This is a genomic window from Pseudomonas sp. Sample_14 (assembly GCF_004307515.1).
GTDB lineage: Bacteria > Pseudomonadota > Gammaproteobacteria > Pseudomonadales > Pseudomonadaceae > Aquipseudomonas > Aquipseudomonas atacamensis.
This window is the reverse complement of sequence record NZ_RCOC01000052.1, coordinates 36,067-59,601: the sequence shown is the minus strand read 5'-3', so window position 1 is coordinate 59,601 and position 23,535 is coordinate 36,067. Positions and strand designations below refer to the sequence as shown.

The following is a 23,535-nucleotide window of genomic DNA, read 5'->3' as shown; positions in this document are numbered from 1 at the left end:
GCCCTCTTCTGTCGTTTCCACACGACAAAAGGTGGCAGCTGTACGCAGGGTGGAAAACCGATAAGTAGGCAACCGGCCAGACCAAAGTCTGCCCACGCACAGCCGCCGCGACACAGTTTGCAGACGAACGAACACGCCGACAACGATTACGGTAGCAATGCAAAGCAACTACTTGAATTTCAGGTTTCCACACCTGACCGCTGAGTTGTCAGCGACAGCCAGAGACTAGTGACCCGACGTCCGACGGACAACCTGAAAACCTTGTGGGAAGGTTCTGGCAAATCAGACACAGATTTAAACAATCAAAACCAAAAGCACCCTCACCCTAGCCCTCTCCCAGAGGGAGAGGGGACCGACCCGAGTTGTTTGGGCGAAGTACACCGACCTGAAATACCGAGTCGAATGCATTTTGAAGCAGATCAAACGCACCCTCACCCTAGCCCTCTCCCAGAGGAGAGGGGACCGACCGAGTTGTTTGGGTCAGGTATGCCGACCTGAGATACCGAGTCGAATGCAAATTTTGAACAACCCGCAAATCGGCTCCCTCTCCCTCGGGAGAGGGCTGGGGTGAGGGGCGAATCCAGCGCAAAACAAAAGCCAGACACCGCATGCTTTTTACCACTCAAAACAATGAGCGCAAGCTCGAGTACCGCTTTTGATCTTGATCTGGGAGCCCGTCGGCAGGCTGAGTGGAGGGATTGATCCGGGCGTGGGAGCGCAGCGACCGTACGACGCAGTCGTACACAGCGGAAGGAGGTGCAGCGAAGCAAACCGTAGCCGCTGCGCCAGGATCGATCCCGGAGCGAAGGAACCCCGAGCCCCAGCGAGCGGGCCGAACGTCAGGGCGAAGACCTTTTGGTTACTTTTGGGGCGTTTGCCAAAAGTGACCCGCCGTAAGGGCGGAACCGTAATCAGCGACACCAAAAAAAACGGATATTCACCCCAACCACCCAAAGCATGGTCGGCCCAAAGGCCGCCAAGTCAATGCGCCGTAACCCGCTGCCGCCCCGCCGAACTACCAGGAGAAAGCGCCAAAGCCAACTGCGTCCGATTATGCATATGCGTCAACCGCAACACCTGCGATACATACAGCTTCACTGTGTTCTCGGTAATCCCCAACTCACAGGCAATCTGATAATTGGTCTGCCCCTTGCCCACCAACCGCGCCACATCCAACTGCCGGGGCGACAACTGATTGAACACCGCCGGTATCTCCACAGACTCAGGCTCACCATCACTCACCACCGGCACGGGCGAGCGCCGTACCTTGTCCAGATCCTGATAAAGGTCATCAATCGACTCGGACAAAAACTGCAACTTCTGATTCAAATGCCCCAGATGCAGATTCTTCTGCCGTTCCTGCAAAGCCAGCTCCTGACGCTGCACACCCTCGAGCAACTCAGCCAGATCAATCGGCTTCTGATAGTAATCGGCAATCCCCGCACGCAACGCCTTGATCACATCCTGCTTGTCAGCGCGCCCGGTGAGCATGATCGCCTCGAACACCCGCTGCTTGCCGGCCAGCCGCTGCAACGCCTGGATCAACTCGATGCCGTCCATGTCCGGCATATGCAAATCACTCAGCACCAGACCGATGTCCGGGTCCGCCCTGAACAGCTCGATGGCTTCAAGACTCGAGTCGCACGGCACGCAACGGTAGCCACTGCTCTCGAGAAACTCACAGAGTTCTTCGACGATCAGCGGCTGATCATCGACCACGAGGATTTTTACCGAATTAGGCTTGTTCACGAACCACTCCATTTGCTCGGCCAACGCTGACGATTCCTGCACTTTGGTGGCGTATTCGCCTGAATTGAAAGTAGACCCACTTTCCGACTATGTACATAGGACTAGTGGCACCCCGCGATCAGGTGATCCAGTACAGCGAAAGCACTACTCCTACCCCCACGAACGGCGCAAATGGCAGCTTTTTTGACTTGTCCGGGGCCAGATGACGCACATGCTCTCTAACTCCTTGAGCCATATGAGGCCAGACTTTTGGCGCGAGCAGCAGCCACAGCACGCTGGCCACGCCCGCGCCGATAAACGCGCCAAGAACGAATATGCCGTTCGTCGCAAGACCCAGGGCTGTCATTAATTTCACATCGCCGGCGCCCATGCGTCCGAGGAAATAACCCGGCAGCGTCAGTAGCAAAGCGATCAGGCAGGCCCAGCCGCCTTGCGCCGCGTTGGCGCCCAGCCAAGTAGTGCCAGTCGCCAACAACCAGACCAACGCCAGCGCGCCGACGCCTAACGTCAATGCGTTGGAAATGCGTCGCTGCCGGGCATCTTGGGCGGCGCAGATCGCCAGCCAGATCAGAACAAGGAAAATCTGCATCCGCTGAAAGCCGTCCGTTTTGCCTGATTGATTCTATGCTGATACTACGCAGTGACTGTCAGGGTAGACGCACGCATGAAAAACGGCTTTCGCAGGTCGCAAAAAGGTGCGGTGGCGATCGAATTCGCCTTGGTGTTCATCATCTTTTTCGCAGTGTTTTACGGGTTGGTCAGTTACGGCCTGCCCTTCGTGATGATGCAATCGTTCAACCAGGCCACCGCTGAGGCGGTGCGCCGCAGCGTTGCGGTGGACCCGACCACGCCGAACTATTCGACGGTGGTGGTCAACACCGCCAATGCCGCGCTGACCCAGCAACTGCAATGGCTGCCCTCGGCCTTGAATCTGGTGGTCGGCACCGACACCAGTGCGGCCTACGACGCGGGGACTGGCACCCTGACCGTCAGCGTCAATTACCCGGTGAGCAAGCTCAATCAGATCATGCCGTTTCTGGTGCTGCCCGGGATCGGCACGGTGCCCAATCTGCCGACGCACCTGACCGCCCGCTCGAGCCTGCAATTTTGACCGCCGGCGATAAGCTTTTCGGGCGCTTGCTCAAGCGCGCCCCCGTCGCAGCCCACGACTTGCCGGACCATCTCGGCGCGCCGCCCATCGGCCTGCATTTTTATCTGGATGGCAACGGCGATGTATTGCAGATCGCCGGCCCGCTGCGGCATTTGCTCGCCCAGCACAAACCCCAGGGTCAGCCGCTGCCGCTCCGCGCCTACCTGCTGCCGCACAGTCTGCTGACCATCGAAGGTCAGCCGCGAGACTGGCAAGGGCAATTGCTCGATCTGGATTTCAGCGGCCTGAATGATCAGCCGCTGCACCTTCGCGGCTGGGTGCAGCCACTAAACGATGGCTGGCAACTGCAGATGCTCGACATCGCCGACCTGTTGCTCGAACGTCAGCAAGCGCGCGACCGCGACGCCTGCCAGACCCTCGCCGCGCAGGTCAGCGATCGTCTGCGCACGTGCAGCCTGACGCGTCTGCCGACGGTGCTTGGCGAACAATTGCAGGCCATCGCCCAGCGCTGGCATATCCCCTGCCTCGCCGTGGCGTTGCTGGATGAACAGGCCCAGGGCTGGCAGATTCATCAACAGTTTCGCGGCCACGATGCCCCGCAACTGTGGGAGGACGGCCAGCCGCTGGGCACGCCGCTGGACAGCCTCAACGGCAGCGCGCCGCAACGTCTCGCCGGCCCGCAGGGCCGCTATGAGCACTCGCGATTGCAGGCCACGTTCGGCAACGCCAACGGTTTCGCCGTGCCCTACAGCAATGACCAGGGCGTGGTCGCGTGGCTGCTCTGCGGGTTTTATACGGTCGACAACGTGGCGCCATGGCTGACCGATCGCGACTGGCTGACCCTGGCCGGCGCGCTGGCCGGGCCGCTGCTCAGCCGCTTGCGCGAGCAGCGCCATGTGCAATCGATGGAGCGCCTGGACTCGCTGCAAAACCTGCTCGGCACCGGCTGGTGGGAAATCACTGCCGAAGAGCAGATTGCGCTGGCGCCGACGCTGGCCTCGGCACTGAATCTCAGCGATCGCCTGCTGCCGGTAGAAGACTGGCTGTCACTGTTTCATCCCGCCGATCGCGCCGAGTTGCGCAGCCGCCTGCGCGCCCTGCAACTGCAAGGAGAAGCGCTGACCCTGAGCGTGCGTCTGCACCGCGCGGAGGTCGGCGCAGCAGCGACGTGGTATCGGATTCAGGGCCAGGTCAGCGGCACCGGTGAGCATCGGCGTCTGGTCGGGTTCATGCTCGACATCAGCGACATCCAGAATCAACAACAGCGCGCCGCTGCCGCCCATGCGCGGCTGGATAATCTGATTGCCAGTTCACCGGCGGTGATCTACGTGCAGCGCTATGCAGAAGGTGCACTGATCCCGGCGTTTTTCAGCGCCAGCCTGCAACCCTTGCTGGGCTGGACGCTGGAAGATTGCGATGCAGCAACACTGGTCGAGCGCGTCCATCCCGACGACCGCGAACTGTATTTCCAGCGCAACCGCCAGTTGCTGCGCGAAGGTTCGGTGCGTGCGCGTTATCGCCTGCGCGACAACCGTGGCGAGTATCACTGGCTGCTCGATGAGGCAAAACTGCTGCGCAACGATCTCGGCCTGCCGGTCGAGGCGGTGGGCCTGTGGCTGGACGTCACCGACGCAACGCTTGCCGCCGAGCAGGTGCGGCAAAGCGAAGAGCGCTACCGGATTCTGGTCGAGGACTCGCCGGCGATGATCTGCCGTTATCGCCCGGACCTGACGCTGATCTTTGGCAACCGACCCTTGGCGACTTATCTGGAATGCACCCCGGAACAACTGCCCGGGGTTGATCTGGGTAGCTGGATGTCCGAAGAGCAGCGCGGCGCTTTTGTGCAGCGCCTGAGCCAACTGACCCCGGAACAGCCAGTGAGTACAGCGGAAATCAGCCTGCAATTGCCCGGACGCGAACACGCCTGGTGGGTCTGGTCGGATCGCGGCGTGTTCGATGAGCAGGGACAGTTGATCGAAGTGCAAGCGGTGGGCCGCGACAACACCGAGGTGCGCCGCTCGCAACAGCAACTCACCCAAAGCGCGAAAATGGCCACCCTCGGCGAAATGGCCACCGGCCTTGCCCACGAGATCAATCAGCCGCTCAACGTCATGCGCATGGCCATCGTCAATGTGCTCAAGCGCCTCGGCAACGGTGAGGTGCAGGTCGATTATCTGACCGACAAACTCAACCGCATCGACGCTCAGGTTCAACGCGCAGCGAAGGTGGTCGACCACATGCGTGTATTCGGCCGGCGCTCGGAAATCGAACAACAATTGTTCAACCCGGCCCAAGCCATCGAAGGCACCCTGTCGCTACTGGCCGAAGGCATGCGCGGCAAAGGTGTCGATCTGCGCATCAGCGAGACCGGCTTCGAGGCGCAGGTGCGCGGCTACGTCGATCAGTTGGAGCAGGTGCTGATCAACCTGATGGTCAACGCCCGCGACGCCTTGCTCAGCAAACGCGACAGCGACACAGCGTTCAAACCGTGGATTTCGATCTACGCCGAGCGTGACGAGGAAAGCGTGCGCTTGTGGGTCGAGGACAATGGCGGCGGTATCGATCCGCGTTTGCTGGAGCGGATCTTCGAGCCGTTCTTCACCACCAAGCCGATTGGCGTCGGCACCGGTCTGGGCCTGTCGGTGAGCTACGGCATCATCGCCAACATGGGCGGGCAATTGAGCGTGCGCAACTCCACGGAGGGCGCACGGTTCTGCATCGAATTGCCGATTGCCACGGATGATCAGATCACCAGATAGGCCTTGCCGGTCTGCCCGCAGGACATATTGGCGCCCACCTCTGTATTCATCAGGTTGATGCCCAAGCCTTTGAGCAGATTGTTCAACAGCGGATCGAGCAATGGACTGATCAAACCGGTGACCACTGGCAACAAGCGGTTGCTGACGTCGCTGATCAACGAAGCCACCCCGGTGACGATAGCGCCCAGCGGATTGCTGCCCACGGGTTTGTAGACGATCAGGTTGATGCCCGACAGGGTGTTCGCCAGGCTGCCGACGATGTTGCTGGTCGGCGCGGCCGGTAGCACGCTGGGTGGCAGTTTCAGATTGGCCGGGGTGGCGAAGGGTGTGGTGCTGGAGAACAGCAGATTCTGCGTGGTCTGCGCGACGCTGGTGTCGAGTTTTAGGGCGATGCCGCCGGCGCCGTATTGCACGTGGGAGGCGGCATCGCAACTGCCGATGCCGAGAATCCTGTGGCAGGTGATGATGCCGAGATCGACCAGCGGCAACGGCGCCACCGTTGGTTCGGCGACTGAAGAGAACGCCGCGACAGGATCGATCTTGCCGAGCTTGAGATCAGCGAGAGAGGTTGTGGTGGCGGCAGTCAGGCTTTTGCTGCCGCTGTCGCCGGTCGGGCAGCGGTAATCGGTGACGTAGCTTTTCGCCCCGCCGGCATCCAGCGCGATGTCGATCTGCGGTGAGGGCAGCAGCTTCGGATCGAGCTGTTGGCAACCGGCGCCCAACAGGCAGAACACTGAATTGATTGTGTCCACCAGGTTCAGGCTCAACAGCGCATTGAGCGTCGGCGTCAGCGTACCGACCAGGCCCAGCACCGCATTGGTCAGCCCCGTCACCCCCGAGAGCACCGGCAGATTCACCGACAACAGCGTGCGCACCTGCGCAGTGCGCACATAAATCCGGTCCGGTCCCAACGGATCGGCCTTGGCCCGCGCCGGATCACCAATCGCCGAGAACTGCGGCGGTTCGATCACCTTCACCCGTACGGTGACACCGGCCAGCCCCAGCACGTTGACCGGCAAGGTCGCCGCCACCGCGCTCTTGCTGTTGGCCAGTTGCACCACGCCCTGCACCAGTTGCAGCAATTGCAGATTGGCATCCAGCCCCGCCGCCGTCGTGCCGGTCTGCAGTTGCAGGATCTCGCCGAGTCTGACCGGCGCCGCATTGATGGCGGCGGCCTGCAACTGGCCCAGCGCGGTGACCACTTGCGCGGTCGCACCGTTGAGTTGCACCACTGTCGCGGCGGCCTGGATCAACTGCGTCACCGTCGCTTGGGTATTGAGCAACTGCGTGTAATTGCCGGCACCGACGTTGAGGTCGATCGCCAGTTGATCGAGGTATTTGAGCAGGTTGATATCGGTGTGCAGCAGACCGTCCCAGCCCACCGCCGTGAGGTTGACGTTGCCGCCGAGCAGCCCGGAAAACAACGGATTGAGAATGTTCGACTGCGCCGTGTCGATGCTGGCGAGGGTGCTGCGAATATTCAGTTGGGCGACGGTCGGCTGCGGTTTGGCCGCGACTGCCGAAGCATTGAGCGTGGTATTGAGGCTGACCGGCGTGCCGCTGAACAACGCCTGCACACCGCCAGCAAAACTGCTGGTGACCGTACGACTGGCAGCGACTTTGACTGCGCTTGATTGCGAGGCATCGACAGTGAAACTGCGCAAACCGCTGGCAGCGGTGGTCAGCGTGCCGCAAGTGGTGACGAGCGTATTGGCGGCATCCACCACGTAACCATTGCGCAGCGCACTTTGCCCGGCATAACTGGCGGCGGTCAGCCCGGGCAGGCAATTGCCGCCGCGACTGACCGCTTCGAGGGCGGCGGTATCGACCACCCGCTGCAATTTGCGCTGTTCCATGTACAGGCGGCCGCTGTCGACCACCAGCAACATCATCACCAGCGCCAGACTCAGGGTGGCTGCCGCCATCAAGCCGATCGCCCCGCGTTGCCGGGCCGGGCCGTTGCCTTGCGATCCTGGCGACATGGCGCACTCCTTTGCCGGCGCAGTGCCGAGCGCTACCTCCGTTGATGAAAAAGAGTGTAGACGCGGTCGGTCGAGAGTGCTGGCGTCGCGCCATTCCTGTCACCACCGCCACTGTGGGAGCGAGCCTGCTCGCGAAAGCGTAGTGCCAGAGGATTCAATGCTGAATGACACACCGCCTTCGCGAGCAGGCTCGCTCCCACAGGAAACGGTTCAGAGCGGTTCAACGCGGTGGATAGTTCGCCAGGATCCGTGCGACGGTCTCGCGAATGGCATTGCTGCGGTCAGCCGGATTCGGGCGGTTGCTGAGCATTTGCTCATCGCTGCCGCGCCAGACCAGTTTGCCGTCCTTGCCGTCGAGCAGGTCGATCTGAATGGTCGCGACCTTGTATGTGATGTTGCGTGTTTCGTTGTACATCGGTGCGCCCCAGTAGCCGTTCCACGGGCCGCCCCAACCGCCGCCGTAATTGGTTGTCACCTGCTGCTGCCGGTCCTCGACGATCAGGTAGGTCTGCACGCTCAGATCACCTTTGCCGCCGCCGGCAGCCGGGCGCAAACCGCGCTGATCGAGTTGATCGGACACCGCCTGGCGGATGCGCTGTTCGGTGAGGTCGCTTTTGATGCGCGGATCATCGGGGCGATATTGCAGGGCCGGGTCTTTCCAGCTCCAGCTGCGATAAGCGGCAAAGTCGCGGCTGGCGTCGAAATCGTGATTGACCTGATTGGCGGCGCAGGCACTGAGCAGCGCGGCAACAGCGAGTAGAGCGAGACGGCGGAACATGATTTTTCTCCGGGTGAAGGCATGAACCTGCTGACACGACGTCAGCTGGGAGGATACGCCGCCATGGCTTTTTCCACAGCCTCGCGGATCGCATCGGCGCGTTCGATCTGATTGCCCTGGGTGCCGGTCTCGGCGCTGGCGCTCCATACCGGTTGGCCATTGCCGGCATCGAACAGATCGACTCGCACCACTACGACCTGCTCCTGATAGGTGCGCACGATCGGCACGCTGTTGTACATGCCGTAACCGCGACCATAACGATCATAGCCGCCGTATCCGCCGTAGTAGCCGTAGTCGTCGCGCACCTGACGCAAACGGGTTTCCAGACGCAGGTCGGCGCTGACCAGCAGGTCGGCCGGGCGGTTGTCGCGCATCGGCCGCAAGCCGCGTTGGTCGAGGGCGTTGCTGACCGCCTCGGCCACCTGCGCCGAGTCAGCCCACGCCGTGCCCGGCGGCAACTGCCCGTTGCGCCAGGCCCAGTTGCGGTAGCGCCCGTAATCACGCGGCGGCGCCGGGTAGGCGCTGCGGTCGAAGGTGGCGGCGGCTTGCGGCGGTGCCGGCGGCAACGGCCGTGACTGAGCCACGTAGGGGTTGCTGCCTTGGCAAGCGGCCAACCCCAGACTTATCAGCAATAACCCGCATTGAGCTTTCATGTCGCGCTCCGCTCAGATCGGCCGGCAGATCCAGTGCAAGTAACGCCCAAGCCCGGCGAAGCCTGGGTGACGACGGTGCGCGAGTTCCATTTCCAGCAAGTCCGCCAGTTCGGCGCGGGCCTGGAATTCCACCGGCATGTAATCGTGAAATACCCGTACGCCGCTCTGACTTTCGACCTGCCACATACCGGCGAGTTGCGTTGCCAATTCCCTTGGGTCGAGGGGCTGTTGCGGGGTCAGGCTCTGCTTCTCGCCGGCCATGACGTTCTTGCGCATTTTCTTGAAATGGCCCTTGAGCAGATTGCGATAAATCAGCGCATCACGGTTGTAGAACGCCAGCGACAGCCAGCCGCCGGGCTTGGTCAGTTGATGCAGCACCGGCAGGATCGCATGGGGTTCGGCGAGCCATTCCAGCACGGCGTGGCAGATCACCAGATCGTAGGGTTCGGTGAGCTGACCGGGCAGTTCCTGCCACGGCGCCTGTATGAATGTCGCGGTGTGTCCGGCTTCGGCAAAACGCTGGCGCGCGCCTTCGAGCATCGGTTCGGCCGGTTCGGTGAAGGTGACGTCATGGCCGCGCTCGGCCAGCCACAGCGACATGTGCCCAAGGCCCCCGCCGATATCCAGCACGCGCAGCGGACGATCCGGCAAAGCCTCGGTCAGATCGGCCTGCAATACCGCGAGGCGAATCGCGCCTTTGGCGCCGCCGTAGATTTTTTCGGCGAAGCGCGTGGCCAACTGGTCGAAATGACGGTCGCTCATCAGCTGAACCGCCGTTCGCTGTCGGCGAGCTTGGCGCGCACCACTTCATTCATGTCCAGACCCAGTTCGCTGCACAGCAGCAACAGATACAGGACGATATCGCCGACTTCCTGCCCGGCATGGGCGAGCTTGTCCGCCGGCAACTGGCGTGACTGGTCTTCCGTCAGCCACTGGAAGATTTCCACCAGCTCGGCCATTTCCACGCTGGCGGCCATGGCGAGGTTTTTCGGGCTGTGAAATTGCCGCCAGTCATTGCGGTCACGAATGGCGTGCAGGCGTTCGGTCAGTTCAACAAGGTTCATCGGGCTCTCCTGAAGACGCATAGCTTCGGGGGGATGCGGGCTGAAGGCAAGCAGCGCAGATGATCTATTGTGGGAGCGAGCTTGCTCGCGAAGGCGGTGGATCATCCAGACCGGATTTGCCTGACACGCCCCCTTCGCGAGCAGGCTCGCTCCCACACATGATCCGGGCAAACCTTCTATCATGCAGGGAACTCGGCCACCCTCGGCGTGGCCCAAGGCTCAGCTCTTTCATCAGGGATGCACACATGCGTGTAGAAAGCTTTTTCGAATGGCTCGGCCAGGCACTCGGTTCGGTCATCCGCTTTATCGTCGACGGCCTCAGCGGCCTGTTCAATATGCTCAGCAATGCCGGCGGCAACTTTGTCGACGGCCTGGCGCAGACGCTGGGGATGGACACCTCGATTATCAGCATCATCGCGCTGATCGTCGGTTTGATGCTGCTGTGGTCGGCGATCCGGGCGTTCATGAACGCGTCGATCATTGCCGGGATCATCTGGCTGCTGCTCGGGTTGTGGTTGTTGAGCTGGATCATCCATTAACACCACCGCCACCCTGTGGGAGCGAGCCTGCTCGCGAATGGCCGGCACAGCCGAAATCTTCACGGTCGGTCAGTCTTCGCGAGCAGGCTCGCTCCCACATTGAATGGCATGACTCGCTACAATCCCCGCTCCCCCAAGGAGCCTGCATGTCCTCTCTGATTACCGACTGGCGCGACCGCCCGACTCACCGCAAGGTCTGGGCGCTCGCCGCGCCGATGATTCTTTCCAATATTTCCGTGCCGCTGGTGGCGCTGGTCGACAGCACTGTCATCGGTCACTTGCCCCATGCCCATCAATTGGGCGCGGTGGCGGTCGGCGCCAGTCTGTACACCTTTCTGGCCTGGGCGATGGGTTTTCTGCGCATGGGCACCACCGGTTTTGCCGCCCAGGCTGCCGGGCGCAGCGATGGCGCGGCGTTGCGGCAGATTCTCTTGCAGGGCCTGCTGCTGGCGATGGGGCTGGCCGTCGTGCTCGGCACTCTTGGCGTGCCGCTCAGCGGCGTTGCGCTGCACTTCATGCAACCGTCGGCTGAACTGGATCAGCTGACCCGGGAGTTTTTCCACACGCGTCTGTTTGGCCTGCCCGCAGCGCTGGCGACGTATGCGCTGGTCGGCTGGTTCCTTGGCACGCAGAACGCGCGGGCGCCGCTGGCGATTCTGCTGAGCACCAACCTGATCAACATTGTGCTCAATCTGTGGTTTGTCATCGGCCTTGACTGGGGCGTAGTCGGCTCGGCGCGCGCTTCGGTAATCGCCGAATGGAGCGGCGCCCTGCTCGGCCTGTGGCTGACACGCACGGCGTTGCGCGCCTATCCGGGGCAGATCATCTGGTCGGCGTTGAAAGTCTGGCAGAGTTGGCGCCCGCTGCTGGCGGTCAACCGTGACATTTTCATCCGCAGCCTCGCCCTGCAATCGGTGTTTTTCCTGATCACCGTGCAAGGCGCGCGGCTCGGCGATGCGACCGTAGCGGCCAACGCGCTGCTGCTCAACGGCTTGCTGCTGACAGCCCATGCGCTGGACGGACTGGCCCACGCAGTCGAAGCCTTGTGCGGCCATGCCATTGGCGCCCGGGATCGCCTGGCCTTGCGTCGATCGCTGGTGGTGGCCGGCGGCTGGTCGCTGATCGCCAGCCTCGGGTTCGCTGTGCTGTTTCTGCTCGCCGGGCACCTGTTCATCGAGATGCAGACCGATATCCAGAGCGTGCGCGACACCGCATTCGACTACCTGCCCTACCTCGCCGTGCTGCCGCTGATTGCGGTGTGGAGTTACCTGCTCGACGGCCTGTTCATCGGCGCTACCCGCGCGCGGGAAATGCGCAACGGCATGCTGCTGACGGTGTTGTTGCTCCTGCCATTCGCCTGGTTCTTGCAAGCGCTGGGCAATCACGGCCTGTGGATATCTTTTCTGCTGTTCATGGTCTTGCGCAGCGTGACCCTTGGCGCGCAAGCCTTGTGGCTCAAGCGCAGCGATGGCTGGTTCAGCGGCAAGGCTCACTGATCAGAAAAGTCAGTCCGCCGCGCCCCACTGCCGACGCAAAAAATCGAGCCGTTCCGGCTGGGTCAGTCCGGCCGGCGGCACGACCAGCACGGCGCGCGGATTGAGCAGGCGCAGCCACAGCCAGCCATCCAGCACAGCACGATCGCTGAAACCCAGCGCCAGACCTTGTTGCACATGCACAGCGATCGTCTGGTAATCAACGCTCAGAGACTGGCACCAGCGCCAGATATGCTGCTCCAGCAGACAGGTTTGCAAGCGTTCGCGCTGGCGCCGGGTCAGGCTTTCTTCTATGCCCAGCGGCTCGACGAGCAGGCCGGGATTGCGCAGCTGTTGCCAGCCCTGACTGCCGATGGCGCGGTCCGCCCAGGTGCCGCCAAACCAGCGCAACTGGCGGATCGGCCCGAGCCAGCGACTCAGCTGCGTGGCGTCACAAGCGTCGAAGAAATAACTGGCGGTCTGGCGGTTGTAATAGCTGAGCAAGGCCCGATGATTCAAACCGAACGAGACGGTAAGCATCCGCTGCAAGTGGCTGAGCAGCTGCTGCGCCGGTATCTCGCAGCTCAGTAACAGGCCGCGCCAGGTGTCCGGGTCGCGCAGGCACAGGGCGGTCAATGCCGGGCTCTCGCGCAAATCGACGAGAACCGGTCCGTGCTCACTGACCGGTTGAAATTCGGTGCCGTCGAACAACCGGTGCCGCTGCACATCGGCAAAGCCCTGGCGCAAGGTCAGCAGGGCGCGTGCCGCGTCCGGGGTATCGAGCAACAGCCATTGCGCCATGGGCTCTAGCGCCGCGCCGCTCATCGTGCGCTGCTCTGATCGAGCGCGGTGAGCAGCCGGCAACTGCACACGGACTCGGCGCAGTGGTTGAAGCTGCCACCGCCCGGCATCAGGCACAGCAACAGCAACGGCTCGCCAGACTGCAACAGTTGCTGCAACCCATCACTCACCAGCAGCTCGGGCAGCGGTGACGGCTGGGCATCCTCGATCGCCTCCTCTGCCAGCGCCGGAGGCTGGAGAACGCCACTGACCACCGGCTGATCGGGATCGCCTTCGAGGAAACTCACCACGACTTCCACGCCATCGGCGAGTGCCGCCGAGGGCAGCTCGTTCAGGTCAGGCGCGAGGGGCAGCCAGCAATGGCTCGGCGCTGCGCCTTCGCCCTGGTAGAGCCAGTCGAATTGCACCGCCACCGGCCGCGCGCGATCCGGCTGCGGCTCATCGACGCTGACCACCCAGGCACGCTGCAAGCTGTGCATGCGCTGCTTGGACTGCGCAGCGGCGGGCACACAGACGGGTACCCGCGCGGCCGCGAACAGGCGATTGCAATAGGGCGATTCGAGAGACTGATCGGCACGGTGCTCGATGCGGGTCAGCAGCCATGGGCGGTTGCATTCGAGGAAAGGATGGCCGTCCAGCGGCAACCACTGACCACTGCGCAAGGCCGGCAGATCACTGTGGCCTTCGGCATCGGGGCCTCGCTGGCTGGCCTGCGAGTCTTCGCGCAGTCGCCATTGGCGGACGGCTGGAGCGACGCCATGCTGGTCATGCTCGCCCTGATAGTGCGCGACGTCTGCATGGGGCATCCGCGTCGGATCGTCGCCGAACACCAGGCAGTGCCTGTCGCGGTGATGTTCGAAGTAATAGTGAATGCGCGCCTCTGCGCACAGACGCTGAAGCAGTTGCAGATCGGATTCGCGGTATTGCGTGCAGAAGGTGCGGGCCGGGTAGTCGCTGTGCAACTCGTAACGTCGTTGCAGGCCGACGATGCCATGTTCGCGCAGCACCTGTTCGATGATCTGCGGCACGCAGCGGCCGCTGAAGATGCGCTGGCTCAAACGCAGGTCGAGGCAGTCGAGCCTCGGCCCGAGACGTACTCGGCACAAACGCAAGCCATGGCCGTGCTCGTGCTGGACAAGGCTGTGCAATTGCCCGTGCACACCCTGGTCGGGCGCGCCGAAACACAGGAACGCGGAACGGTGCAGCAGGCCGGCGAGATCCAGATGCGGATCGTCGATCACCACATCGATCTCGAAGGCGAAGGGTTCGCTGAGCGCTTCCCTTCCGGTAAAGGCGAGAACTTCGAAGGGGTCGGACAGGCCCGCTACATCGAGACGAAACGACGGCTCGTTGACTGGATCGAACATGGGCGGATCTCTACAGGAGGGGCGGCCGGGGATTCTCGCCGAGAGGCATGGCCGAGTAGAGAGGCGAAGTACAACTTAGGAAATGACCTACGCGAAAAGCAGACCAGATGAGTTTGCTGACCGTGATAGCACAGGTTTTCGGGAAAAAATCAGGAGATGTCCCACCGGGTTGTCCGACTTTTCCACAGCTCGCGGAAAAAAATCGGACAACCCGGGCGGAACGCTATCGGGTCTCAGGAAGACAGATAGGAAGAGCGGGTCAGGCCCAGACGCAAGGCATCGAGGAACTGCGTGCGCTCGCTGGCACTGATGCGGGCACTGGCGCACTTGTCGCGGTAGTGAGTCATCAGTTCTTCCGGCGACAAGTGCACATAACGCAGCATGTCTTCGATGGTGTCGTGGGTCTCGATACCGGCGTGGTACACGCTGCCATCGGCGTTCTGGTAGATGTTCACCGAGTCGGTGTCACCGAACAGGTTGTGCATGTCACCGAGGATTTCCTGATAGGCGCCGACCAGGAACACGCCCAGCAGGTAATCTTCGCCTTCATTCAACGCGTGCACCGGCAGGCTGGTTTCGATGCTCTGCTCGTCGACGTACTGGTTGATCTTGCCGTCGGAGTCGCAGGTCAGATCCTGCAGCACCGCACGGCGCAGCGGCTCTTCGTCGAGGCGATGCAGCGGGATGATCGGCAACACCTGATCGATCGCCCAGGTGTCCGGCAGGCTCTGGAACACCGAGAAGTTGCAGATGTACTTGTCGGCCAGCTTGTCGTTAAGTTCGTCGAGCACCTGGCGGTGCGAACGCTGACGCGCCTTCAGCGAGTTGTGCAGGCGACGGCACACGGCGAAGTAGCACTGCTCGGCGAGGGCTTTTTCCGCCAGGGTCAGCTTGCCATCGGCATACTGCGCGGCCACGTCGCTCATGTAGTGGGTGGCGCGCCAGTAGGTTTCGGTGACCATTTCGATGTCGGTCGGGCCGAGCAGATCGACCAGCCACTGCACGGTTTCCGGCAGGCTTTCCTTGTTCTCGATCAGCGGAATTTCGTCGTTGTGTTTCTCGACGTCGGTGACCTGCACCACCAGCATTGCGTGGTGCGCGGTCAGCGAACGACCACTCTCGGAGAAGATGTGCGGATGCGGCAGGCTCTGCGCGTCGCAGAATTCCTTGAGCATGCCGACCACGACACCGGCGTAATCGTCCATGTCGTAGTTGATCGAACTGGCGTTGCGCGAGTGGGTACCGTCGTAGTCGACACCGAGGCCGCCGCCGACGTCGATGTGATCCACCGGCAGACCGAGGTTGCGCAATTCGCCGTAGTAACGGATCGCTTCCTTGAAGCCGTGCTGGTAGTCAGCGAGGTTGGCGATCTGCGAACCCATGTGGAAGTGCAGCAGGCGGATGCCCTGATCGAGGCCGGCGCCACGGAAGCGCTCAACCACCGACAGCAGTTGCGCCGCCGACAGGCCGAATTTGGATTTCTCGCCACCGGTGTCGGCCCACTTCGACGAGGCCAGCGACGACAGGCGCACGCGCAGGCCCACCTGCGGCTTGACCTTGAGCGAGGCGGCTTCTTCGATCACCAGGCCGACTTCGGATTCTTTCTCGATGACGATGAACACGTTATGGCCGAGCTTCTGGCCCATCAGCGCCAGCCGGATGAACTCGCGGTCCTTGTAACCGTTGCAGACGATGGTGCCGCCCTTCGGCGCCAGCGCCAGCACCGCCAGCAGCTCAGGCTTGGAGCCGGCTTCCAGACCGATGGAGACGTTCTGGGTGGCGATGATGTTCTCGATCACCGCTTCCTGCTGGTTGACCTTGATCGGGTACAGCGCGGTGTATTTGCTCTGGTATTCCAGGCGCTCGATGTTCGAATCGAAAGCGCCGGTCAACTGACGGACACGGTCTTGCAGGATGTCGGGGAACCGCACCAGCAGCGGCAAGGACAAACCGCTCTTGCGCAGTTGGTCGACTTGTTCGAACAGGTCGATGGGCGAGCTGCTCGGGCCGTTCGGACGTACTTCGACGCGACCGGCTTCATTGATCGCGAAATACCCGGCCCCCCAATGGCGAATCCCGTAAACGCTGCGGCTGTCCGCAACTGTCCATTGGCTGCCATCGTCTTTACGTGTGCGTCGTACGGACATCGAAGTCCCCTATAAAGAAGTCAGAGTGCGTCGCCTGACGTTCAGGCCGGCGCAGTCTAAAGAATGAAAATGACGGTTCGTCAGTGCGGCGGTAGACCGCACTGACTGCGTGGAGTTTAGAAACCGGTCATGAACAGGCTCTGTGAAAACCATGGCGACGACGCCGGATCCGAGAACACTCGAAGCCGGATCAAGCCGCCGGAGGGTTTCACAGAGGCTGCTAGCCGCCGGACTTCTTCGCTTTGAAACCGTGCTTGATCAGCTCTGCCAAGAGTAGCTCGACGTGATCGCCCTGGATTTCGATGATGCCGTCCTTCAACGCCCCGCCGGTGCCACAACGTTTCTTCAACGTCGTCGCCAGCTCCTTGAGCGCGTCTTCGGCCAGGGGCACGCCGGTGATGGTGGTCACCGTCTTGCCGCCACGGCCCTTGCTTTCGCGACGCACGCGGGCAATGCCGTCACCGGCCGGGATCACGGTTTGTTTGCAGATACAGGCGTCCACCGGTTTGCTGCATTCCGGGCAATGACGACCTGCGTCGGTGGAAAATACCAGGCCGCCCAGGGCGGCGAAGGATGCGGCTTTCTTGGCCACCGGCAATCCTCTCGGGAGGACAAAGACTGATCGCAACCTTGGGCAAGGTCAGCGACCGCGAAGCCCCACTCAGGCAGGGGCAGCGCTACTGCATCGACGCTTTTTGGGAAGCGTTCGGTGCAGTTTGAAAAGGTCGCGCAGTGTAACGGCAAAAATCGCGATTGCTAAGTGCCAATCGGCGCCAATTCATGTGTTCTTTGCGACGTTGCTTTGCTGCGCCTTGAGATAGCGCTTCAGCGCGGCCAGAGAGTCCGGGCAATAAGGCTTTTCGCTGATTTCGCGCATGACCTGTTCGACGGGGATGAATCGCGCTTCGAGGACTTCTTCCGGCTGCAATTTCAGCGGCCCGTCCCACACGGCGGAAAACGCCGAACACCACAGGCGGTTGCCGGTGTCTTCGAAGTAGAAGTGATCGTGAGCGGTGAGTTCGACGCCGCTGACGCCCAACTCTTCTTCCAGCTCGCGCGCCGCCGACTCGGCATAACTTTCGTCGGCCTGGACCATGCCGCCTGCGGCAACATCCCAGTAACCGGGATAAATCGCCTTGCTCAATGTGCGTCGGTGCACGCACAGCTCACCGGCGGAATTGAACAGCATGATGTAGGTGCCACGGCCGATCAGCCCGCGCTCGCGCAAATCGGAGCGCACCAGCGCCCCGAGCAAATTGTCCTGCTCGTCGACCCAAGCGATCTGTTCGGCGTCCGAGGCGGCGCGATGGGCCGCCTCTCTTGTGCTCTGGCTCACGTATCAGCCCTGATTGAGCAGTTGACGCAAATCGATCACCGCAGCGTTGGCCCGAGAAATGTAGTTGGCCATGACCAGCGAGTGGTTGGCCAATACGCCGAAACCGCTGCCATTGAGGATCATCGGGCTCCACACCGGCTCTTGCGAAGCCTCCAGCTCACGGATGATCTGGCGCACGCTGACGGTGGCGTTCTTCTTCGCCAGCACATCGGCGAAGTCGACCTCGATGGCACGCAGCAGATGGGACAGCGCCCAAGCCTGACCGCGTGCTTCGTAGAACACGTTGTCGATTTGCATCCACGGGGTTTCCACGACTTCTTCGTCAACCTGCGGCACTTCGCCGACTGCCGGAACTTCGGTCTTCAGCGCGGTATTGAGCTTGACCCGACCGACACTGGCCGACAGGCGTTGCGACAGCGAACCGAGACGGGTACCGACATCGCCCAGCCAGTTGTTGAGGTTGTCGGCGCGGGCGTAGAACAGCGCGTTTTTCTGATTCGGATCCGACAAGCGCGACTGATAACGGCTCAGGGAGTTGATGCCTTCCTGGTATTCCGACTCGCTGGACGGCAGCACCCAGCTCTTGTTGTCGAAGTTGAAGCGTGGTTCGGCCTTGGCCAGATCGGCGTCTTCGGCCGACTGCGATTGCGAACGGGCAAAATCCTTGCGCAGGGCGCGGGTCAGGTCACGCACCTGCACCAGCACGCCATATTCCCAGCTCGGCGTGTTGTCCATCCACAGGCCCGGCGGGAAACGATCATTGGAAATGTAACCGCCCGGCTTGTTGAGCAAGGTGCCGGCAACAGTCTTCAGGGTTTCGACCGTGGTGTAGCCGACCACCATTTGCTTGCCCTCTTTCTCGGCAGCAACCTGGGCGTTCTGCGCCACCGGAAACAGCTCCGGTTCCTGGCTCCAGTACCAGCCCAGCGCGATTGTGACCAGCAAGTAAAGACCGACCACTGTGGCCAGCGCCCGGCTGAACAGCAGCCCGCCGACATAGCTGCGGGTGGCCGACTTGGGCTCGGCGGCACGTTCAGGCGCGCTGCCCGCGCGGTTTTTCCAGTCCAGCATGGCGATATCCTTTCAATCACTTGGGTTCAACGGTTCGACCACAACCATACAACAACGTGCCAAAGCCGGGCACCCGTCGCTAACGATAAGCCGCAAATGGTGCGGCCCGATGACGCTTCGCGACACACTAAGGGATTCCCTGATAGGGCAACGCCAACAACGCAGTGAACTCTGATCCGGATTCGGCCCGAGCAGCGATGTACAAATTCCCGACTGTTCTGCCCTGCTCTTCAAGGCAAGCGTCCGGATTTCGGGCATCTGACTGACCTGCAAGTGCATGAGAAAACCACCCGGTCAGAAACTGAATCGTGTCGTCCAGCAGATTATTGACGTACGACACTCGTCTAAGGGAAAAGAGGTGCTAGCATAGAGCCACCAGTCGATCTCAGCATGCACCCTAACTAGTAGTCAGGATATGACCGAGCCAGAAGACCCCAGCCGTGAGCGTCTCAAGCACCACTTTGCCCAGCGGGTAATTCATCAGGCACGTCAGATTCTTGAGATATGGCAGCGCCTGCAACGCAGTGAGTGGTCCACCGTCGATCTCGCCGAACTGAGCGAGGCGAATCTGCGTCTGCTGCGTTTTGCCGAGCGTTTCGAACAGCCGGAACACACTCAGTTGGCGCATCACATCAGCCAGTCGCTGCAAGCGGTGGATGCCAATCGTGGACGCCTCAGCAGCGGCCTGATCACCGATCTCAATCGTTTGATGCAGCGCCTGTCGCGCACCGGCCTGCGCCATGGTGATCAGCTCGACCAGACGTTCCTGCCGCCGCTGCGCAAGCCGATCTACGTAATGTTGCAGGATCACGACCGCGCCGAACGCCTGGCCAAGCAGCTCGAATTCTTTGGCCTCAGCGCGCAGGCACTGGACAGTGTCGCGGCGTTTCGCTCGTCGATGGTCGAGCGCTTGCCCGCGGCGATTGTCATGGACGTGGATTTCAGTGGCCCCGGCATCGGCCTGAAACTCGCCGCCGAAGCTCAGGTCGGCCTCGAAGAACCGCTGCCGCTGCTGTTCTTCAGCCTGCACGAAACCGACACTCCGACCCGCCTCGCCGCCGTGCGCGCCGGTGGCCAGGAATTCCTCACCGGCACGCTCGAAGCCTCGAGCTTGCTGGAAAAAATCGAAGTGCTGACCTGCGTCGCTCAGTACGAGCCCTATAAAGTGCTGATCATCGACGACTCGCGCGCCCAGGCCTTGCACACCGAGCGCCTGCTCAACAGCGCCGGGATTGTCACCCGCACCCTGATCGAACCGATTCAGGCAATGGCCGAACTGGCGGATTTCCAGCCGGACCTGATCATCCTCGACATGTACATGCCGGCCTGCACCGGCACCGAGCTGGCCAAAGTCATCCGTCACAACGACCGCTACGTCAGCGTGCCGATCATTTACCTGTCGGCCGAGGATGATCTGGACAAGCAGCTCGACGCCATGAGCGAGGGCGGCGATGACTTCCTGACCAAGCCGATCAAACCGCGACACCTGATCACCACCGTGCGCAACCGCGCCGCGCGGGCACGCAACCTGAAAGCGCGGATGGTCCGCGACAGCCTCACCGGCCTGTACAACCACACGCACATCCTGCAATTGCTCGAAGACTGCTCGTTCCGCGCCCGCCGCGAGAACAAGCCGCTGAGCTTTGCCATGCTCGATATCGATCACTTCAAACGGGTCAACGACAGCCACGGCCACCCCATGGGCGACCGTGTGATCAAGAGCCTGGCGCTGTTTCTCAAGCAGCGGTTGCGCAAGACCGACTTCATCGGTCGTTACGGCGGCGAAGAGTTCGCCATTGTCATGCCCGACACCGATATCGACGCGGCGCATAAAGTCCTCGACGAAATTCGTCAGCGCTTCGCCGAGATTCATTACCCGGCGCAGCCGCAGGATCTGTGGTGCACCTTCAGCGCCGGCGTGGTGGAAATGTGCGATGACTCCGACAGCCTGATGATGGCCAGCCAGGCCGACGAGGCGCTGTACCGCGCCAAAGGTGCCGGACGCAATCGGGTGCAGACCGCGCGGCAGTCAAAGCAAAGTGCCACTTTTTCATCGGAATCCACTGATTCGGTCATAACCTTGTAATGGAATCGCAATAAATTCAGGCGCTTACCATTTCTGCCATTGGTAGCCGTCATGCGCCTGAAGTTGCTCACCAATCTCAACACTCTGCTGCTGGTCGCCGTCTGCGTGGCCCTTGGCGCCACGCTGTGGTGGTCGCAAAAAGCCCTCGAACGTCCGTATCTGTTGATGGAGCGTTACCTCGGGCTGTCGCAACAATTTCAGAACGAGGTGGCGCGCAACATCGAGGATTACCTCGCCAGCGGTGACGCGCTGCGCCTGAGCAGCGCCGCCCAGGCCATCGACAGCGTGCACAAACAACTGGGTGAGCTGCCCCCGACGCTGGCCGACAGCGTGCAGCCAAGCCTGTCGAGCCTTGATGAATTCAGCAAAACCGACCTGCTCGCCGCCGGCAAACTGGCCGGCGATCCGCAGGCGCTGCTGTTGCAGGCCGAACGCGAACTCAGCGCCAGCCTCGACCAGCTCAACACCTACGCCAATGGCAACGCCGCCTACCTCGCACCACTGCTCGCCGCATCGCAGCATCTGGGCAAACTGTCGCTGGCGCGGGACAAACTGGTCAGCAGCGGGCGCAGTGAACTGGCTGCCGATGTCGAGCGCGAAGTGAGCAACATGCGCGCCCAGGCCGAAGCCATTGATGCCCTGCCCTTGCTCGGTGTGGTCGGCAGCAACGAATCGAGCAGTGACGATTTCGCCGCGTTGATGGGCATCGAAAACACCGACAAAGCCGCCGCTGAAGATGCCGGTATCGCCCTTAAGCGCGAACTGAACAGCTTGCTTGGCCGCTATCCGGCGGAACTGGCGCGCACCCGCGAACAGATCCAGAAACGCGCCGATCTCAGCGCCGCCACCCACGAAAAAATCGCCAGCGTGCAGCACGCCATCGCCGGTCTCGAACCGGTGGTACGCGCGCAACACGGGCAGATCCAGGGCGAAGTGCGCCTGATGCAAGGAGTGATGATTGGCCTGATTCTGCTGATCGCCCTGCTCATCGACACCTTGCAGCGGCGCCTCGCCCGCACCCTGACCAACCTCGCCCCGGCATTGTCGACTTGGGCCGAGGGCGATTTCAGTCGCGACATCCAACTGGGCAAGACCAATCGCGAATTGCACGATATCGAAGCGTCGCTCAACCGCTTGCGCGCCTATCTGGTGGACCTGGTCGGCACCATTCGCGGCAACGCCGAGCAAGTCGCAGGCAGCAGCCGCACCCTCGCCGAACTGAGCAATGACTTGCACAGCGGCGCCGAGCATCAGGCCGGCGATACCGCGCTGATTCGCGACTCGCTGGGTGAACTCGAGGCGACCATTCAGCAAGTGGCCGGCGATGCCCGGCAGGCTGCGGACGCCAGCCGTCATGCCGGACTGGCCGTCGAGCATGGCCAGACGGTGATCGGCCAGAGCCTGACCGGGCTGCATGCGCTGGTCGGTGAAGTTCAAGGCAATGCGCAGATGATCGAACATCTGGCCGAAGAGTCGGCAACCATTGGCGGCGTGCTGACGGTGATTCGTTCGATTGCTGACCAGACCAATCTGCTCGCCCTGAACGCCGCGATCGAGGCGGCCCGCGCCGGGGAGATGGGCCGTGGTTTTGCCGTGGTCGCCGAGGAAGTGCGCTCGCTGGCACAACGCACCGCCGGGGCCACAGCAGAAATCCAGACGCTGATCGCCGGCCTGCAGACCGCCGCGCGACAATCGGTCGAAGGCATGCGCGCGCAGGTCGAACACGCCGAAGCCACGGCCAGTCAGGCGCAAGCGGCCGACGGTGCATTGGACAAAATCGTCGGCGCGATCCAGACCATCGCCGACACCGCCGTGCGCATCGCTGATGTCACTGCGCAGCAAAGTGGCGCGGTCAGCGAGATCCGCGATCACAGCGAGCGCATTCATCAATTGGGTGGGGATAACCTGCTGCGCATCGGCCAGGGGCGTGAACAGGGCGAGAACCTGTTGATTCTCGGCGGCCAACTGCACACAGCCGTCCAGGCCTTTCGCGTCTGACACACCGCCTGCTCGCGAAGAGCCCCTTGCCAACATCGCGAATGACCGGATCAGCTCACCCGGTCACAAATTTCGCGCAAACATCGCCCATCGTGCCGCCTATTGCATGGAACTGGACAGTCACAAAGGCTTTGCGGCATAGTCGCCGGATTCTGACGACTGCTCATTGATAACAAGGACAACGCAGATGGCAACGCTATTGGTGCTGCACGGCCCCAACCTGAACCTGCTCGGCACCCGGGAACCGGGGACCTACGGGTCGACGACCCTGGCGCAGATCAATCAGGATCTGGAGCGGCGCGCCCGCGAAGCCGGCCATCATCTGCTGCACCTGCAAAGCAACGCCGAGTACGAATTGATCGATCGCATCCACGCTGCGCGCGGTGAAGGCGTGGACTTCATTCTGATCAATCCGGCGGCTTTTACGCACACAAGTGTCGCATTACGTGACGCGCTGCTGGGAGTGAGCATCCCATTCATCGAAGTGCATTTGTCCAACGTGCACAAGCGCGAACCTTTCCGCCATCACTCCTACTTCTCCGATGTAGCGGTAGGAGTGATCTGCGGCCTTGGCGCCAGCGGTTACCGACTGGCCCTGGAGGCCGCACTAGAGCAGCTTGAA

At 61.9% G+C, this 23,535-nt stretch carries 20 protein-coding genes; 7 read left to right on the top strand and 13 right to left on the bottom strand.

All coding sequences use genetic code 11. The features are described 5' to 3' along the window. Window positions 1-981: 981 nt before the first annotated feature. On the bottom strand, window positions 982-1,749 hold the full coding sequence (locus D8U61_RS11930) for a response regulator transcription factor (protein ID WP_038861138.1): 768 nt from the start codon (window positions 1,747-1,749) through the stop codon (window positions 982-984). Between the two features lie 118 nt (window positions 1,750-1,867). Continuing rightward, window positions 1,868-2,338 (bottom strand): prepilin peptidase, encoded by a 471-nt coding sequence (locus D8U61_RS11925; RefSeq protein WP_130926987.1) that lies wholly within the window; start codon window positions 2,336-2,338, stop codon window positions 1,868-1,870. A 75-nt stretch (window positions 2,339-2,413) separates the two neighbouring features. Here D8U61_RS11925 and D8U61_RS11920 point away from each other — a divergent pair, with 75 nt between their 5' ends. Further along, window positions 2,414-2,860 (top strand): TadE/TadG family type IV pilus assembly protein, encoded by a 447-nt coding sequence (locus D8U61_RS11920; RefSeq protein WP_024011435.1) that lies wholly within the window; start codon window positions 2,414-2,416, stop codon window positions 2,858-2,860. Further along, window positions 2,857-5,619 (top strand): ATP-binding protein, encoded by a 2,763-nt coding sequence (locus D8U61_RS11915; RefSeq protein WP_130926986.1) that lies wholly within the window; start codon window positions 2,857-2,859, stop codon window positions 5,617-5,619. Before D8U61_RS11920 ends, D8U61_RS11915 begins: the two co-directional genes overlap by 4 nt. Here the strand turns inward: D8U61_RS11915 and D8U61_RS11910 are convergent. From D8U61_RS11910 to D8U61_RS11890, 5 genes are all read right to left on the bottom strand, one after another. Next, window positions 5,604-7,601, bottom strand: a complete 1,998-nt coding sequence (locus tag D8U61_RS11910; RefSeq protein WP_130926985.1) for a pilus assembly protein TadG-related protein — start codon at window positions 7,599-7,601, stop codon at window positions 5,604-5,606. The genes D8U61_RS11915 and D8U61_RS11910 overlap by 16 nt on opposite strands. Window positions 7,602-7,821: 220 nt before the next feature. Further along, the gene (locus tag D8U61_RS11905; protein WP_041480657.1) at window positions 7,822-8,379 is read right to left on the bottom strand and encodes a DUF4136 domain-containing protein; all 558 of its coding nucleotides are present in this window, start codon (window positions 8,377-8,379) and stop codon (window positions 7,822-7,824) included. Window positions 8,380-8,420: 41 nt separating this feature from the next. Next, window positions 8,421-9,032, bottom strand: coding sequence for a DUF4136 domain-containing protein (locus D8U61_RS11900; protein ID WP_076565564.1), 612 nt, complete (start codon window positions 9,030-9,032; stop codon window positions 8,421-8,423). 12 nt (window positions 9,033-9,044) lie between these two features. Beyond that, window positions 9,045-9,794, bottom strand: coding sequence for a methyltransferase domain-containing protein (locus D8U61_RS11895; RefSeq protein ID WP_024011431.1), 750 nt, complete (start codon window positions 9,792-9,794; stop codon window positions 9,045-9,047). Continuing rightward, window positions 9,794-10,096, bottom strand: coding sequence for a MazG-like family protein (locus tag D8U61_RS11890; RefSeq protein ID WP_016771852.1), 303 nt, complete (start codon window positions 10,094-10,096; stop codon window positions 9,794-9,796). The genes D8U61_RS11895 and D8U61_RS11890 overlap by 1 nt, the downstream gene beginning before the upstream one ends. 245 nt (window positions 10,097-10,341) lie before the next feature. Here D8U61_RS11890 and D8U61_RS11885 point away from each other — a divergent pair, with 245 nt between their 5' ends. Both D8U61_RS11885 and D8U61_RS11880 read left to right on the top strand, forming a co-directional pair. After that, a complete protein-coding gene (locus D8U61_RS11885; RefSeq protein ID WP_039757018.1) occupies window positions 10,342-10,635 on the top strand; it encodes a hypothetical protein in 294 nt (97 codons plus the stop codon). A 146-nt stretch (window positions 10,636-10,781) separates the two neighbouring features. Further along, a complete protein-coding gene (locus tag D8U61_RS11880) occupies window positions 10,782-12,131 on the top strand; it encodes an MATE family efflux transporter (protein ID WP_130926984.1) in 1,350 nt (449 codons plus the stop codon). A 9-nt stretch (window positions 12,132-12,140) separates the two neighbouring features. Here the strand turns inward: D8U61_RS11880 and D8U61_RS11875 are convergent, their stop codons facing one another. From D8U61_RS11875 to D8U61_RS11850, 6 genes are all read right to left on the bottom strand, one after another. Further along, window positions 12,141-12,932 (bottom strand): DUF4123 domain-containing protein, encoded by a 792-nt coding sequence (locus D8U61_RS11875; RefSeq protein ID WP_041480661.1) that lies wholly within the window; start codon window positions 12,930-12,932, stop codon window positions 12,141-12,143. Continuing rightward, complete coding sequence (locus D8U61_RS11870; protein WP_130926983.1) at window positions 12,929-14,275, bottom strand: contractile injection system protein, VgrG/Pvc8 family; 1,347 nt, start codon at window positions 14,273-14,275, stop codon at window positions 12,929-12,931. The genes D8U61_RS11875 and D8U61_RS11870 overlap by 4 nt, the downstream gene beginning before the upstream one ends. Before the next feature lie 233 nt (window positions 14,276-14,508). After that, window positions 14,509-16,422, bottom strand: a complete 1,914-nt coding sequence (gene speA, locus D8U61_RS11865; RefSeq protein ID WP_016771856.1) for an arginine decarboxylase — start codon at window positions 16,420-16,422, stop codon at window positions 14,509-14,511. 220 nt (window positions 16,423-16,642) lie between these two features. Further along, window positions 16,643-17,014 carry a translation initiation factor Sui1 gene (locus D8U61_RS11860; RefSeq protein ID WP_007914613.1) on the bottom strand — a complete coding sequence of 124 codons (372 nt, stop codon included), beginning with the start codon at window positions 17,012-17,014 and terminating at the stop codon, window positions 16,643-16,645. 186 nt (window positions 17,015-17,200) lie between these two features. Further along, complete coding sequence (locus tag D8U61_RS11855; RefSeq protein WP_122610406.1) at window positions 17,201-17,758, bottom strand: NUDIX hydrolase; 558 nt, start codon at window positions 17,756-17,758, stop codon at window positions 17,201-17,203. A gap of 3 nt (window positions 17,759-17,761) precedes the next feature. Then, complete coding sequence (locus tag D8U61_RS11850) at window positions 17,762-18,829, bottom strand: DUF2333 family protein (protein WP_016771859.1); 1,068 nt, start codon at window positions 18,827-18,829, stop codon at window positions 17,762-17,764. A 415-nt stretch (window positions 18,830-19,244) separates the two neighbouring features. Here D8U61_RS11850 and gcbA point away from each other — a divergent pair, with 415 nt between their 5' ends. The 3 genes from gcbA to aroQ all read left to right on the top strand — a co-directional run. Continuing rightward, window positions 19,245-20,915 carry a diguanylate cyclase GcbA gene (gene gcbA, locus D8U61_RS11845; RefSeq protein ID WP_016771860.1) on the top strand — a complete coding sequence of 557 codons (1,671 nt, stop codon included), beginning with the start codon at window positions 19,245-19,247 and terminating at the stop codon, window positions 20,913-20,915. 51 nt (window positions 20,916-20,966) lie between these two features. Continuing rightward, window positions 20,967-22,913 (top strand): methyl-accepting chemotaxis protein, encoded by a 1,947-nt coding sequence (locus D8U61_RS11840; RefSeq protein WP_130926982.1) that lies wholly within the window; start codon window positions 20,967-20,969, stop codon window positions 22,911-22,913. Between the two features lie 187 nt (window positions 22,914-23,100). Continuing rightward, a partial coding sequence (aroQ, locus tag D8U61_RS11835; protein WP_130926988.1) for a type II 3-dehydroquinate dehydratase occupies window positions 23,101-23,535 on the top strand: 435 nt, incomplete at its 3' end.